Source organism: Streptomyces sp. NPDC028910 (assembly GCF_055564955.1).
In genome coordinates this window covers 122,004-137,014 of the sequence record NZ_JBVHVF010000006.1, presented here as the reverse complement: position 1 = coordinate 137,014, position 15,011 = coordinate 122,004, and the positions used below count along the sequence as shown (strand labels likewise).

11 protein-coding genes are annotated in these 15,011 nt (G+C 70.7%); 4 read left to right on the top strand and 7 right to left on the bottom strand.

Translation table 11 applies throughout. From position 1 onward, the window contains the following. The first annotated feature begins 157 nt into the window (after positions 1 to 157). Positions 158 to 862 carry a hypothetical protein gene (locus tag ACZ4TV_RS11135; protein ID WP_468133087.1) on the top strand — a complete coding sequence of 235 codons (705 nt, stop codon included), beginning with the start codon at positions 158 to 160 and terminating at the stop codon, positions 860 to 862. A gap of 242 nt (positions 863 to 1,104) precedes the next feature. Continuing rightward, positions 1,105 to 2,193: a hypothetical protein gene (locus ACZ4TV_RS11130; RefSeq protein ID WP_468133086.1), complete on the top strand. Its 1,089-nt coding sequence runs from the start codon at positions 1,105 to 1,107 to the stop codon at positions 2,191 to 2,193. Between the two features lie 88 nt (positions 2,194 to 2,281). Here ACZ4TV_RS11130 and ACZ4TV_RS11125 read toward each other — a convergent pair whose 3' ends face one another. The 3 genes from ACZ4TV_RS11125 to ACZ4TV_RS11115 all read right to left on the bottom strand — a co-directional run bounded on the left by ACZ4TV_RS11125 (position 2,282) and on the right by ACZ4TV_RS11115 (position 3,974). Then, the gene (locus ACZ4TV_RS11125; RefSeq protein WP_468133084.1) at positions 2,282 to 2,797 is read right to left on the bottom strand and encodes a putative immunity protein; all 516 of its coding nucleotides are present in this window, start codon (positions 2,795 to 2,797) and stop codon (positions 2,282 to 2,284) included. 208 nt (positions 2,798 to 3,005) lie between these two features. After that, a complete protein-coding gene (locus tag ACZ4TV_RS11120; RefSeq protein ID WP_468133082.1) occupies positions 3,006 to 3,548 on the bottom strand; it encodes a DapH/DapD/GlmU-related protein in 543 nt (180 codons plus the stop codon). A 222-nt stretch (positions 3,549 to 3,770) separates the two neighbouring features. After that, positions 3,771 to 3,974 (bottom strand): hypothetical protein, encoded by a 204-nt coding sequence (locus ACZ4TV_RS11115; RefSeq protein WP_468133080.1) that lies wholly within the window; start codon positions 3,972 to 3,974, stop codon positions 3,771 to 3,773. A 155-nt stretch (positions 3,975 to 4,129) separates the two neighbouring features. On the opposite strand from ACZ4TV_RS11115, the gene ACZ4TV_RS11110 reads away from it, so the two are divergent. Further along, a complete protein-coding gene (locus ACZ4TV_RS11110; RefSeq protein WP_468133078.1) occupies positions 4,130 to 5,146 on the top strand; it encodes a hypothetical protein in 1,017 nt (338 codons plus the stop codon). A 241-nt stretch (positions 5,147 to 5,387) separates the two neighbouring features. Then, positions 5,388 to 6,341 carry a serine/threonine-protein kinase gene (locus ACZ4TV_RS11105; RefSeq protein WP_468133076.1) on the top strand — a complete coding sequence of 318 codons (954 nt, stop codon included), beginning with the start codon at positions 5,388 to 5,390 and terminating at the stop codon, positions 6,339 to 6,341. 199 nt (positions 6,342 to 6,540) lie between these two features. On the opposite strand, the gene ACZ4TV_RS11100 is transcribed toward ACZ4TV_RS11105, so the two are convergent. The 4 genes from ACZ4TV_RS11100 to ACZ4TV_RS11085 form a co-directional block, all read right to left on the bottom strand. Continuing rightward, positions 6,541 to 6,771 carry a response regulator transcription factor gene (locus ACZ4TV_RS11100; RefSeq protein ID WP_468133074.1) on the bottom strand — a complete coding sequence of 77 codons (231 nt, stop codon included), beginning with the start codon at positions 6,769 to 6,771 and terminating at the stop codon, positions 6,541 to 6,543. A gap of 214 nt (positions 6,772 to 6,985) precedes the next feature. Beyond that, complete coding sequence (locus tag ACZ4TV_RS11095; protein WP_468133072.1) at positions 6,986 to 9,421, bottom strand: SpoIIE family protein phosphatase; 2,436 nt, start codon at positions 9,419 to 9,421, stop codon at positions 6,986 to 6,988. Between the two features lie 6 nt (positions 9,422 to 9,427). Continuing rightward, entirely contained in the window at positions 9,428 to 10,213 is a 786-nt protein-coding gene (locus tag ACZ4TV_RS11090; RefSeq protein ID WP_468133070.1) for a 4'-phosphopantetheinyl transferase family protein, read from the bottom strand. A gap of 11 nt (positions 10,214 to 10,224) precedes the next feature. Next, entirely contained in the window at positions 10,225 to 14,979 is a 4,755-nt protein-coding gene (locus tag ACZ4TV_RS11085) for a type I polyketide synthase (protein WP_468133068.1), read from the bottom strand. Between the last annotated feature and the right edge of the window lie 32 nt (positions 14,980 to 15,011).

The window sequence follows — 15,011 nt, the reverse complement described above, 5'->3', positions numbered from 1 at the left end:
ACGTGACCCGTGCCGTACTGATTGGGCTTACTGGTTGTGCGGCCCCCACCGGAAAAGCAAATGGGGCTGTAGATGCGGTGGAAACGATTCCATCTCCCAGTGCCCCGAATCCCCGGAGCGCGTTCAGTAGGTTCCACTCAGAAGCAGGAGAAAAACCATGAATCGTAAGTTCGAGACGCCCCAGTCCCGCCCCAAGCGCCGGGGTTTCCGCCTCGCGACTGCGGTGGCCGCCGCCGTGATCGGCGGTGGGATCGTCCTTCCCGCATCCTCCGCGATGGCGGCCCCCGCCACCTCGGTGACGAGCGTGGTCACCCACCACGACAAGGGCAACGACAAGCACAAGAACAAGAACAAGAACAAGAACAAGAACAACAACAACCGCGGCGGTAACACCCAGGGCGGTACGCAGGGTGGTGGCGGCGGCGGTAACACCCAGGGCGGTACGCAGGGTGGTGGCGGCGGTAACACCCAGGGCGGTACGCAGGGTGGTGGCGGCGGCGGTAACACCCAGGGTGGAACGCAGGGTGGTGGCGGCGGTAACACCCAGGGCGGTACGCAGGGTGGTGGCGGCGGTAACACCCAGGGTGGAACGCAGGGTGGTGGCGGCGGTAACACCCAGGGCGGTACCCAGGGTGGTGGCGGTGGCGGCAACACCCAGGGCGGTACGCAGGGTGGCGGCTCCGGCAACACCCAGGGCGGTACCCAGGGTGGTGGCGGTGGCGGCAACACCCAGGGCGGTACGCAGGGTGGCGGCTCCGGCAACACCCAGGGCGGCACCCAGGGCGGTGGCGGTGGCGGCAACACCCAGGGTGGAACGCAGGGTGGCGGCTCCGGCAACACCCAGGGTGGCACCCAGGGCTGATCAGGGACGAGTGCATCACCCCGCGGAGGAACCTCCGCGGGGTGATGCCGTGCTCGAGCCCCGGGCTTTCATGAAGCTGATCGGCTGGAAGCAAAGACGGATGGTATCGGCGGGATCCTGTTTGTCAAGCCCCGAATGTGCGTCGCTTTCCCGGTGTGTCCGGAAAGGGCAATCTGGAGTCAGGTAAAGCGCTCGGGTCATACGGAGCCGAGACACCAGGCAGATTATTCGAGGAGATTTACATGAAGAAGCACATCGCGCACATCGCCGGTCTGTCGTGTGTCACCGCGATGCTCGTCGGGTCGGCGGGGGTGGCGGTCGCCCAGACCTCCCGGGTTGCGGCTCCGTCCGCGGTTCCTGCGGCGGTGTGCAGCCTGCAGAATGGCGAGATCCGCGGTAATGGCTTCGCCCTCAATGAGGAATATGACGTCACGCGTGGCGGGAAGAAGATTTCTCGGGTCTTTGCCGGGCCGAAGGGTGACATCAAGGTCGGTATCACCGGTGGTGGTCCGGTTTCGGTGGGGTCGGTGCAGTGCGCGTCGTCGGCCTCGGCGGCGTCTGACGCCGCGGCGGCGACGGCCAGGGGTACGGCGGCGGCTCAGCAGGCGGTGCGCGGTGGGGCTTCGCAGGAGCAGGCGGCCGCGGTGGGGCGCCAGGCGGCGACGGTGGAGGCGCAGCGGCGCGGTCTGCCGCCGACCGTGGTGAACCAGGTGACGAACAATGTGACCAACATTGTCAACAACACCATCAACGGCGGTACGGGCAACACCATCGGCGGCACGCAGATCGGCGGCTCGGGCAACACCCAGGGCGGTACCCAGGGCTCCGGCTCGGGCAACACCCAGGGCGGTACGCAGGGCTCCGGCTCCGGTAACACCCAGGGTGGAACGCAGGGCTCCGGCTCCGGCAACACCCAGGGCGGTACACAGGGTGGCGGTTCGGGTAACACCCAGGGCGGCACGCAGGGTGGTGGCTCCGGTAACACCCAGGGCGGTACGCAGGGTGGTGGCTCCGGTAACACCCAGGGCGGTACGCAGGGTGGCGGGTCCGGTAACACCCAGGGCGGTACCCAGGGTGGCGGGTCGGGCAACACCCAGGGCGGTACCCAGGGTGGCGGTTCGGGTAACACCCAGGGCGGTACCCAGGGTGGCGGGTCCGGCAGCACCCAGGGCGGTACGCAGGGTGGTGGCTCGGGTAACACCCAGGGCGGTACGCAGGGTGGTGGCTCCGGCAGCACCCAGGGCGGTACCCAGGGTGGTGGCTCCGGTAACACCCAGGGTGGCACGCAGGGTGGTGGCTCCGGCAACACCCAGGGTGGTACCCAGGGCTGATCAGCAGACGATCGCATCACCTCGCAGAGGAAACCTCTGCGAGGTGATGCCGTGCTTTAGCCGATGAATCTTCGGCAAGGGACCGCGCTCAGCAGTCGAACACCGACCAGCAGATGTCGTTCCGCAATCGCTGGTCGTCCAGTACGAGCTCGCGAATCGCCTCCGGCAGCTGGTCGCGCTGCCACTGGCACTCGCGCCGTCCTGCGGCCTCGCTCTCGCCTTGTGGCGCGGCAGCGCGTACGGCCTTGATCGCATAGGCAGCCGCACCGAGCTCGTGCGCGGCGACGTGTGCGACGACTCCGGCCTGGCCGGCGGCATACGCGGCATGCCGTGCTGCGCCACGCAGGTCTCGAGCCGCGCCCATTGCATGGCCGCCCGCTGCGCGGGCCTGCATCATCTTGACCTCGCCACGCACCCAGGCGCGGGCATGCTCGATCGCCTGGCGCGGCCGTGGGTCCTCGGGCTGAGCCGACTCGAAGAGGTCAAGGACGTGCTCCGCGCAGGCTGCCGCCCAAAGGGCGAGGAGATGGTGATCCGAATCAGTGAGGGTCCCACCGCGGCGGATCGTTACGAAGCGAGGGTCCCTGACCTTCGGGAGGATCATGGCTGGCATTTCCTTCCTGCTGGCATCCGCCCCACACTCGAGGACGCGCACCCGCGACCATGCACGCCCCGAAGCGAAGCCTGCAAACCCGGTGGTCGATCCGCAAGCTCGGCACTCGTTGCGGTTGCCGCCGGTCAGGGTGGGGCCCGGATGTGAGAGCCGTCGACCGCCGCCACGCAACGTGGCGAGGAGAACCTCGTGCAGGTCGTCACCACCGTCGGTGCACGGTGGCTTTGGTGCCGGTCACCAGGCTTGCCGGTGGAACGTCATCGGCCACGACCGCGCCAGCGGCGATCACGGCATCACGGCCGATGCTGACACCGGGCAGGATCGTGGCACCGGCACCGATCCACACGTTCTCTGCAACGTCGATGGGCGCGCCGGTGAGGTACAGCCGCCGCTCCTCGGGATCGACCGGGTGGCCGCTGGTGATGAACGTGACCTTCGGGCCGACCATCACGCGTTCGCCGAGCCGGATACCGGCATAGTCCAGGAACGTGCAGTTCTGGTTGATGAACACGCGCTCGGCGATGTCGAGGCGGAGGCCGTGGTCCGTGTAAAAGGGCGGATAGATCGTGGCTCTCGGCGGCAGCGGCCTGCCGAGGATCTGTTCCCACAGTTCGGCCTTTCCCGCTTCGTCCTCGAAGGGCAGGACGTTCAGGCGGGAGGTGAGCTCGGTGACCCGCAGGACCCTCTCGGCCATGGCCTGGAACTCGGCGCTGTGGATGCGCATGAGCCGGTCGCTGGACATGCCACGATCCTTTCTCATGTACGTGCAACTGGACAAGATCCCATCAGAGGTCTTTCCTCCCGGCGCTTCATCCCGGTACAGAATCAGTTGGTCCGGCGCTGGCGCTAACCGCTGTCGCCCCCGAACCGGGAGATAGCCACCTGGTGTTGGACAGATCCGCGACGTCGTCGAACGCCTGAAGAGTGAGCGTGGTCACGAAGGTTGCTTCGTTCTGACGGACTATCAGGTCGTCCGGAAGCGCGTGTGGAACGCGCCGTCGAGCTCGTCGAGTCCTTCCTGGTCTGCCCCCACGCCGGAGCGCGCGGTCGGCTGGCTCGTCTTCTGGCGCTCGAGCCGAAGTGGCCGGCTCTGCCCATCGAAGAGCTGGCCGGTCCAGTCCCGTAGAGAAACACGCTGGTCAACCGGCACCCACACCGCGTGGCGCATGCCGGAAAGCCGGATGGTATCGGCGGGATCCGGTTTGTCAAGCCCCGAATGTGCGTCGCTTTCCCGGTGTGTCCGGAATGGGCAATCTGGAGTCAGGTAAAGCGCTCGGGTCATACGGAGCCGAGACACCAGGCAGATTATTCGAGGAGATTTACATGAAGAAGCACATCGCGCACATCGCCGGTCTGTCGTGTGTCACCGCGATGCTCGTCGGGTCGGCGGGGGTGGCGGTCGCCCAGACCTCCCGGGTTGCGGCTCCGTCCGCGGTTCCTGCGGCGGTGTGCAGCCTGCAGAATGGCGAGATCCGCGGTAATGGCTTCGCCCTCAATGAGGAATATGACGTCACGCGTGGCGGGAAGAAGATTTCTCGGGTCTTTGCCGGGCCGAAGGGTGACATCAAGGTCGGTATCACCGGTGGTGGTCCGGTTTCGGTGGGGTCGGTGCAGTGCGCGTCGTCGGCCTCGGCGGCGTCTGACGCCGCGGCGGCGACGGCCAGGGGTACGGCGGCGGCTCAGCAGGCGGTGCGCGGTGGGGCTTCGCAGGAGCAGGCGGCCGCGGTGGGGCGCCAGGCGGCGACGGTGGAGGCGCAGCGGCGCGGTCTGCCGCCGACCGTGGTGAACCAGGTGACGAACAATGTGACCAACATTGTCAACAACACCATCAACGGCGGTACGGGCAACACCATCGGCGGCACGCAGATCGGCGGCTCGGGCAACACCCAGGGCGGTACCCAGGGCTCCGGCTCCGGTAACACCCAGGGCGGTACGCAGGGCTCCGGCTCCGGTAACACCCAGGGTGGAACGCAGGGCTCCGGCTCCGGTAACACCCAGGGTGGTACGCAGGGTGGCGGTTCGGGTAACACCCAGGGCGGTACGCAGGGTGGCGGTTCGGGTAACACCCAGGGCGGTACGCAGGGTGGTGGTTCGGGTAACACCCAGGGCGGTACGCAGGGTGGTGGTTCGGGTAACACCCAGGGCGGTACGCAGGGTGGCGGGTCTGGCAGCACCCAGGGCGGTACGCAGGGTGGCGGGTCTGGCAGCACCCAGGGCGGTACGCAGGGTGGTGGCTCGGGCAGCACCCAGGGCGGTACCCAGGGTGGTGGGTCCGGCAGCACCCAGGGCGGTACGCAGGGTGGCGGGTCCGGCAGCACCCAGGGTGGTACCCAGGGCTGATCAGCAGACGATCGCATCACCTCGCAGAGGAAACCTCTGCGAGGTGATGTCGCGTTCCGTGCCGGGCGGTATGGAGTGCTGAGCGGTACGCCTCCGTCCGCACCGCACCGCATCACTCCCGAACGAACTACACCCGCATCACTCTCGAAACGGGCACACGTGTGGATCACTGGATAGACTTTCAGACAGAGGAAGAAAGGTCGTCCGTCGGGCGACACTCGCCGGGTGAGAGGGGCACCTGATGGCCCCGGCATCGAACCTGAGCCTGTACGACACGGGCCGCCCCTCCGCCCTGATCGGGAAGCAGATCGCGGGCTACCGGGTCGAGCGGATGATCGGCCGCGGTGGCATGGCCGTCGTCTACTGCGCCAAGGACCTGCGCCTGGACCGTACGGTCGCGCTCAAGCTGATCGCCCCGGAGCGCGCCCGCGACGAAACCTTCCGGCGCCGCTTCACGCACGAATCGCGCGTGGCCGCGATGATCGACCACCCGCACATCGTTCCCATCTTCGAAGCCGGTGAGACCGACGGCGTCCTCTACATCGCCATGCGTTACGTCTCCGGGCTGGACCTGGCGGCCATGCTGGACCGGGACGGTCCGCTCCCCGTCCCGACCGCCCTGCGCATCGCCGCCCAAGTGGCATCCGCCCTCGACGCGGCCCACGAGCACGATCTGGTGCACCGGGACGTCAAACCCGGCAACATCCTCGTCGCCGCGGGCACCGACAGCGACCACCCCGAGCACATCTACCTCACCGACTTCGGACTGACGAAGAAGGCGCTGTCGCTCAGCGGGTTCACCACCGTCGGAGAGTTCGTCGGCACGGTCGACTACATGGCGCCGGAACAGATCACCGGCCGGCCGGTGGACGGCAGGTGCGATCTCTACAGCCTTGCCTGCGTCGTCTACGAAACCCTCGCCGGCGCGCCGCCCTTCCAGCGTGACGATTACCTGGCGCTGCTGTGGGCGCACCAGTACGACCAGCCTCCGCCCCTGACCGAGAAGCGGCCGGGGATCGCACCCGCCGCCGACGACGTCCTGGCGAAGGCCCTGTCGAAGGTCCCCGAGGACCGTTACGGCTCCTGCCTGGAATTCGTGGCGGCCCTGCGCGCGGCCACCGGGGGCGGCGTCGTCAGGCACGCCGATCCGCTGCCGCCACCGGACCCACCGGCCTGGGCCCGGCCGGTCTTCTGAGGCCCGCCCGGCGGCCCTCGGATCAGTGCGCTCCGGGGATCAGTGCGCTCCGGGGATTACTGGGCTCCGTACGCACGCGCGTGGGGCACGCACGAGCGCCGGACCGCCCTCTGGCGGTCCGGCGCGGGTGAAACGGGCGTCGGTGGAACGAGCTCCGGTGGATCGAGCTCCGGTGGATCGAGCTCCGGTGAAACGGGCGTCACAGCCCCAGCGAGATGGCCAGTCGGGTCAGTTCCGCCGTGGTGTTGATGCCCAGCTTGGCCCGGATGCGGCGGAGGTAGGCGTCGACCGTGTGCTTGGAGAGACCCATGGAGCGAGCCGTCTGCAGGTAGGTGCACCCTGCGGCGATGTATCGCAGGGCCTCCTGCTCACGGGGGGCCAGCGCGGTCGCAGCGGCTTCGACGTGCGGCGTGTTGAGGGCGAGGCTCATGGGATTTCCTCCGACGCATCGGCTCGGTCATCACTGCTCACGCCCTCGGGAGCAGGGGACAAATGCCGGAATGTCGCTGTTTGTCCCTGCTAAGAATCCTGCGCGCGCTCCTTCATGAAGGTGTCCGCCGACTGTCACAGGCGTGTCACAGGACACGCCCCACGTCCCCACGTCCTCATCAGTACCTGAGTCAGTACCTGAGTCAGGACCCGAATCAGTACCCGGCGAGGGACTGCTCCGCCCAGATGGTCTTGCCGATGGCGCCGTGCCGCGTGCCCCAGCGCTGCGCGAGCTGGGCGACCAGCAGCAGGCCCCGCCCTCCCTCGTCGAAGATCCGCGCACGCCGCATGTGCGGGGCCGTATTGCTCGCGTCGGAGACTTCGCAGATCAGGGTGGTGTTCTCGTGAATCAGCCGCAGCTGTACGGGCGGCTCGCCGTACCGGATGGCGTTGGTGACCAGTTCGCTGACCAGCAGCTCGGTGACGAAAGCGGCCTCCTCCAGTCCCCACGCCGTCAGTTGGTCGGTGGCGTGCCGACGGGCGTGGGCCACGACGGAGGGGTCGGAGGACAGGTCCCAGACGACGACCTTGTCGGAATGGAGGGCCCGGGTCCGGGCGACGAGCAGGGCGACGTCGTCATCCGGAGGGTGGGTCAACAGAGCCGTCAGTACCCGGTCGCAGGTGGTGTCCAGCGTGGAGGCGGGACGGGCCAGGGCCGCGAACATGCTGTCCAGGGCCTCGTCGATGTCCTGCTCGCGGAGCCGGAGCAGGCCATCGGTGTAGAGGGCGAGGATGCTGCCCTCGGGCAGCTCGACTTCGACGGTCTCGAAGGGCAGGCCCCCCAGGCCCAGCGGCGGACCGGCCGGCACATCGAGCAGGTACACGGAACCTTCCGGGGAGACCACGGCGGGCGGGGGATGCCCGGCCCGGGCGACGGTGCAGCGGCGGGTGACCGGGTCGTAGACCACGTACAGGCAGGTGGTGCCGATGCCGCCGGCGGTTTCCCCCACGCCGTCCCGATCGGCCTCGTCGGCGGACAGATGGATGATGAGGTCGTCGAGGTGGGTGAGCAGCTCGTCGGGCGGCAGGTCGACGTCGGCCAGGGTCCGCACAGCCGTGCGCAGCCGGCCCATGGTGGCGGCGGCACGGATGCCGTGGCCCACGACATCGCCCACGACCAGGGCCACCCGTGCGCCGGACAGCGGGATCACGTCGAACCAGTCGCCGCCCACGCCGGCGTCGGTACCGGCGGGCAGGTAGCGGGAGGCGATCTCGAGCGCCGTCTGATGGGGCAGCGTCTGCGGGAGCAGGCTGCGCTGCAGCGTCATCGTGGTGGTGTGCTCGCGGGTGAACCGGCGCGCGTTGTGGATGCTGACGGCCGCCCGCGTCGCGATCTCCTCGGCCAGCCACAGGTCCTCGGGCTGGAAGGGCTCCCGCTGCTGGTGACGGCCGAAGACGGCCAAACCGAGCGTCATACCGCTGGCCCGCAGCGGCACCACCATCACCGAGTGGGTCCCGGACTCGCTGATCCAGGCGGCCCCCGAGTCCTCGGTCACCCATCGGGCGATGGCCGAGTCGGTCGTCCCGTACACGGCGCCACGCCCCGCCGCCACGCACTCGGCGGGAGGTGACAGCGGCGGATAGATGATCGTCTCGCCGACCGCGACCCGGGACCCCGGGCTTCCCTCGAGGACGGACTGCACAGCGGTACGGCGAACGGTGACGGGCCCCGCCACCGGGCCGGAAGACGGTTCGTCGCCGCGCGGGGGAGGCTCCAGCAGGTCGACGACCGCGAAGTCGGCGAGCCGGGGTACGGCGACATCGGCCAGCTCCTGCGCCGTGCGGGCGACGTCCATCGTGGTGCCGATGCGGGCGCCGGCGCCGTGCGGCAGGAGCACCTGCTGCCGGCGGTCACCCTCGATCGCGGTCCTGTCGTGCGCGGCCAGGCACACGGCGCGCACCCGGCCCTCCGGGTCCCGCAAGGGGGCCACCGAGGTCGCCCAGCCGTGCTCCGTGCTCGCACCCGCGGGGCGGACGAAGGCATCGACGTGCTGCGGCTCGCCGGTCTCCAGCGCCAGGCGCATCCTGCGCTCGGTCTCGTCGCTCACGGGATCCGGCGCGATTTCCGGCAGGCGCAGCCCGCGCATGTCGGCCTCCGTGAGGGACAGCGTGCGCTCCATGCCGGCGTTCGCCCGCACCAGCCGCAGGTCCCCGTCGAAGACCGCCAGGAAGCAGGGGGACTGGGTGAACGCCCATTCGTTCAACGTGTCGTTCCAGGGCGTACGCGGCCCGCCGCCCACGGCGGACACCACGAACCACTTGGTGTTCCCGCCGGTGGACGTCCAGCGGTGCGCGAGCAGTCCCAGCTCCAGCCGGCGACCGTCCCGGTGTCGCAGCGCCACGGTGCCGCTCCACCGCTCCTGTCCGGGCGGGATCCGCCGCGTGGCGTCGCTGACGCTGTCGGCGAGCAGGTCGGCAGCGGGGAGCCCCACGACCTCGGAGGGCAGGTAGCCGAGCAGTCGACGGGCGTCCTCGCTCCACTCGGTCACGATGCCCTGCTCGCTGATGGTGGCCGTGGCCGTGTACGCCGACTCGTGGGAGGCGTTCGTCTCCTCCGGCCGCTCACCAGGAGAGGTGGGAAGGTGCTCCATCGCCGCTCATCTCGCCCTCGCTAGTTCCTTTGCCGACGTTCCACGGCAACCTGCACGGCCAGGGTCTCCAATGACAAGCATGATCCGGGCGGGCAAGGAACACCAACGCAGTGCTGCCCCGGGGGGGAGGGGGAGGCTCGGCGGCCTGTCCGGCCGGGCGAGGACGAGGGCGAGGACCGCGTCCTGCGCCTGCCACACCATTGCGCGACGCCGGCCGCCGAGGAGGGGCGGCGTGAGACCGAGGATCACGATGCGGCGCGCAGCGGCGCCGAAGACGCCGCTCCGGTCGGCCTTGACCGCGGCTTCCTTCAGTGCCCAGGCGCCGGCCATGGCGTCGGGCCGGTCCGTACCGATGAGGGAGAGCTCCCCGGGGGAGAGGACATGGTCCGCGACACGGCGTACCGCTGCGGCCGAGACGGTCTCGCACAGGTCCACCCCGACCGGTTCCGGCGCCACGGCCGCGGCGACGTGGCGGGCGGTGTGGCTGAGCGAGACGTTCACGGCGGGCAGCGGGCTGCCGCTGACGACGACGTACGGGCTGCCGTCGTCACGCGGCAGGATCTCCACGTCGGACGCCGGCACGGCGACGACCTCGCTGACCAGGCGCTTGGCGAGCAGACGGCCGGCCACCCACTCGGCCTGCCGCCAGGCCGGCAGCGCGTGGACCACGCTCCACTCGGCCGGTGAGAGGGACGGCCCCGGGCGGAGGTCGCGGCGCCGGGCCACGATGAGGCCGGCCCCTCCCCATCGGTGGACCCGGCCCGGCGCGATCGACCGGAAGGTGGTGTCCATGGCCGCGGGGGTCAGGCCGCGGAGGCCAGGTCCAGGCGCCGCAGCTCATGCTCCAGCGCGGTCACCGTGTGACGGATCTGGTCGGGCGTGTGGTCGCGGGTGACGAAGAAGCGCAGCCGGGCCAGCTCCTCGGGTACGGCGGGGTAGAGGATGGGGTTGACGCTGATGCCCTGCTGGAAGAGGGCCTCCGCGAGCCGCAGCGTCTTCAGCGAGTCCCCGACGATGCACGGGACGATCGGCGTGTCGTGACTGTCCCCGATGGGGACGTCCGCCTCGCGGGCGAGGCGGGCGAACAGCGCGGCGTTCTCCGAGAGGCGTGCCACGCGCTGCGGCTCGGCGCGCAGCAGCCGCAGGGCGGCCAGGGACGCGGCGGTGTCGGCCGGGGTCATGCCGGCGCTGAAGATGAAGCCCGGAACGGTATAGCGCAGGTACTCGACGACCGAGCGGCTCGCGGCGACGTAGCCACCACAGCCCCCCAGTGCCTTGGACAGCGTCCCCGACCACAGATCGACGGCTGAGCGGTCCGTGCCGAAGTACTCGCCGATGCCGCGTCCCGTCGCGCCGATCGTTCCGATGCTGTGCGCCTCGTCGATCATCAGCAGCGCGCCGTGCCGGTGCTTGACCTGGACGAGGGCGGGCAGGTCGGCGATGTCGCCGTCCATGCTGTAGACACCCTCGATGACGACGAGCACCCGCCGGTACTGGTGGCGGACCTGCCCGAGGATGGCGTCGAGGGCGGCCGCGTCGTTGTGCGGGAACGGCCGCCGGGTCGCGCCGGAGAGCTTGCACCCTTGCACGATGCTGTCGTGGGCGAGGGAGTCGTGGACGACGAGGTCCCCGGGGCCGACCAGGTGGCCGATCACGGTGACGTTGGTGGCATGGCCGTTGGCCAGAGTGATCGCGTCTTCGCGTCCGAGCAGGCCGGCGAGTTCCGTCTCCAGCTCCAGGTGGAGTGGACGGTTGCCGGACAGCAGCCGGCTGGCCGACACCGACGTTCCGTAGCGTTCGACCGCCTCCTTGGCCGCCTCGTTCACCTGGGGGTGGGTCGCCATCCCCAGGTAGTTGTAGCTGGAGAACGAGAGGAGTTCCCGGCCGTCGATGACGGTCGTGTCCGTCATACCGCGCTCGTGGACGAGGAAGTACGGACTGGGCAACCCCAGCTGGGAGAGCGTGGCGACGCGCTCGCCGTGGGCGGTGACCTCCGGGAAGCACTCGATCCGCGTGTGCTCTTCGGGCAGCGCCGTGGTGGCGGAGGCGGCCGACACGGGCCGGTCCGGGACGGCGGACGGCGGCTGCGGGGGCGGGTCGGCGGACGCCGGGACCGCGTGCAGGACGACGGGCGGCGCCGGCGGGGCTTCCTCGCCGCTGCCGGTGCGCTGCCCGGGGACGGCTGCCGGTTCGGCGTCCGCGGAACCGCTCGCGATCATCGCGGCGATCCTCCCGACGGTCGGCCGGTCGGCAGCCCTTTCGTCGAACGCCCACTGCGGCCACTGCCGGCTGAGCGAGGTGAACAGGTCGGTCAGCATCAGCGAGTCGAAACCGAGATCGTCGATGAGCAGCTGGTCGGTGCGCAGATGATCCACCGGGAAGGCGCTGATCCGGGCCACGTGCGCGAGCACGGAGTCGGTGATCTCGTCGACGCCCCCGGTCGGTGAGGGCTCCTCGGCAGCCGGTGCGTGAGAAGCGGGCGGGGCGCCGGGGGCGGCTGGGGCAGCCGGCGCGGCTGGGGCAGCCAAGGCAGCCGGGGTCGCTGGGGCCGCTGGGGTAGGCGAGGCCGTTGGGGCCGTTGGAGCAGCTGGGGCAGCCGGGGCACTGGACGCAGGGACGGCCGGGACCGTGTTCTGTGCGGGGAGCGCCTCGGCGAGGCGGGCGAGCAGCGTCACCTGCTGCCGAGCCAGCTGGAGCAGTTCGGACATCGGCTCGCTCATGGGTTCCTTCACCGGCTCCTTCATCTCGGCGGCGGCGCCCTTCTTCGCCGGGCGCCTGCCGGGCACCCAGTAGGGCTGGGTGTCGAGCCTCGCCACCGGCAGGTCCAGCAGGCGGCGGTCCTCCTCGGGAACCAGGGCGCGCGGGTCGACCGGGGCGCCCAGGACCGCGAGCCGGGCGAGGGCCAGAACGAAGCCACGTCCGCCGTCCGGCTCCGCCCCCGCGGCGGGGACGAGGTGAACGTCGCCGTGGCCGGCGAGGTTGCGGCGGACCGGGGTGAGGAGCGAGCTGCCGCCCGTCACCTGGAGGAAGACGCGGGCCCCCTCCTCGTAGGCGGTGTGGACGGCATCCGAGAAGTGGACCGGCGTCGACGCGTGACGGGCCCACAGCTCCCGCAGACGGTCGGGCTCGGTGCAGACCTCCGCGTTCACGGACGAGACGAACGGCAGTACGGGACTGCTGAGAGGCAGGCCGGCCAGGTCCGCGCGCAGGGCCTCGTCGGCGCAGACCAGCCGCGGCGAGTGGAAGGAATGGGACACGTCGAGCGCCACCGTGACGATTCCGGCCTCGGCGCAGGCCTGCCGCATGGCGGCGAGCCCTCGCACCGTGCCGCTGACCACGACCTGCCGCGGCTCGTTGAAGCAGGCGAGCCACACCTCGTCGATGCCGTCGATGAGCCGGAGACAGGTGTCCGTGTCGCTCTGCACGGCGAGCATCCCGCCCCGGAGGCCGATCTCGGACCGCCGCAAGGCCGCGCCCCGGTGGACCAGCAGCCGGATCGCGTCCTCGTCGGTGAGCGCTCCGGCCGCCGCGGCCGCGGCGAACTCCCCGACGCTGTGGCCGAGGGCGAGGTCGGGAGTGATGCCGCAGCCGGCGAGGAGACGGGTGGCGGCCATCTGCACGGTACCGAGCAGTGGCTGGCACACATCGGTCGCGGCGAGCCGCTGCCTGAGCTCCTCGCCGTCACCCTCGGCGGTGGCGCTCTCGCCGTAGAGCACATCGGTCAGGTCCAGGCCGGTGGCCCGCCGGGCCCGCGCGCTGAGGGCGTCGACGGCCGCCCGGAAGTCGGGGAACCTCTCGTAGAGGTCCCGCATCATGCCCGGCCGCTGACTGCCCTGACCGGGGAAGAGGAAGGCGATACGGCGCTGCGCGGCCGGCAGGGGAGCGTCGGCGGCGAAGGCGCCGTCGCCGAGGTCGCCCCGGGCGCCGTCCTCCAGCTGTCGGCGGGCGCGGCGCAGCCGCTCGGTGAACTCGCCCGTGTCGGCGGCCACGATCGCGAGCCGCGCCCTCAGCGGCTCACGCGAGCCCAGGGTGTGGGCCAGTGCCGCGATCGGCGTGCCGGGCGCGCGGTCCACCGCGTCGAGTACGTCGCCGATGTGCCGGTCCAGCAGCTGGGGGCTGCCGGCCGAGAGCAGGACGAGCTGGGGTCCGGTGCTTCCGGTACGGGCCGAGAGGCGGCTGGTCGCCGGGGCGGGCTGCTCCTCCAGCACGACGTGGACGTTCGTGCCGCCGAAACCGAACGAGCTGACGGCGGCACGCCGCGGCGTGCGCGCGCTCGGCCAGGGCCGCACCGTGTGGGCGAAGCGCAGCCCCGCGGCGGAGATGCGCAGGTCCGGATGGGGGGTGGTGTGCGGCTGCGGCACGATCGTGCGGTGGTGGACGACGAGGGCCGTCTTGATCAGTCCCGCGATGCCCGCCGCGGACAGGGAGTGCCCGATCAGGGCCTTGCCCGAGGCGAGGTAGCACAGAGCGGGGTCGTCGTCGGGGTACTCGGTGCGCAGCCGGCGCAGCGCCTCCACCTCGGCACGGTCGCCGGCGGCGGTGCCGGTGCCGTGGGCCTCGAGGAAGCTCACGGAGGAAGGGGCGACCCCCGCGTCGTCATAGGCCCGGCGCATGGCGCGCAGCTGGCCTTCGGCGGTGGGCACCAGCGGTCCGGGAGACGCGCCGTCGTTGGCCGAGCCGATCCCCTTGATCACCGCGTAGACACGGTCGCCGTCGGCAAGCGCGTCGGCGAGCGGCCGTATGACGACGACACCGGCGCCCTCGCCGAGGACGAAGCCGTCGGCCCCCTCGTCGAACGGGCGGCACACCCCGGTCGCGGACAGCGCGCGCAGCTTGGAGAAGCCGATCAGGCTGTCGGGGGTCAGGTTGAGGTACACGCCGCCGACGACGGCGATCCGGCAGGTGCCCTGGCGCAAGTGGGCGATCGCCTGGTCGAGGGCGACCAGGGAACCGGAGCAGGCGGCGTCGACGGCGAAGCTGGGGCCGCCGAGGTCGAACTGCCGGCTGACGGTGCCGGACGCCATGTTGAGAAGGCTCCCGGGCAGGGTGAAGGCGTGGATGGCGCCGAGCCGTTCCGCCTGCTCCCTGACGGCGTCGGCGCTGCCGCGGTCGTCGGCCGCGTGCGCCTCGTCGGCCAGGGCGATGGCCCGGATGGGGGCCGTCAGGAGGTCCCTGTAATCGGACACCGAGATGCCGAAGAAGACCCCGGTGTTCTCCCGGTCGAAGTCGCCGCGGCCCAGCCCCGCGTCGTCGAGGGCTTCACGGGCGACGTCGAGCATCAGCCGGTGCTGCGGGTCCATGGACCGGGCCCGAGCGGGTGGGACCCCGTAGTGCAGGGCGTCGAAGCGGTCCACGTCGTCCAGGAAGGCGACCTGGTCGGTGTACGCGGCATGGGGGGCCGTCCGGTCGCCGGGTGCGTGGAAGGTCTCGTGCTTCCAGCGCTCCGCCGGGACGGCGGAGAACTGCCGTTCCCCGCTCACCAGGAGCTCCCAGTAGGCGCGGATGTCGGGGGCGCCCGGAAAGCGGCAGCCGAGTCCGGTGATGGCGATGTCGGTCATGAGGGGGTTTTCCTTGTCGTGGTCTGGGTGGC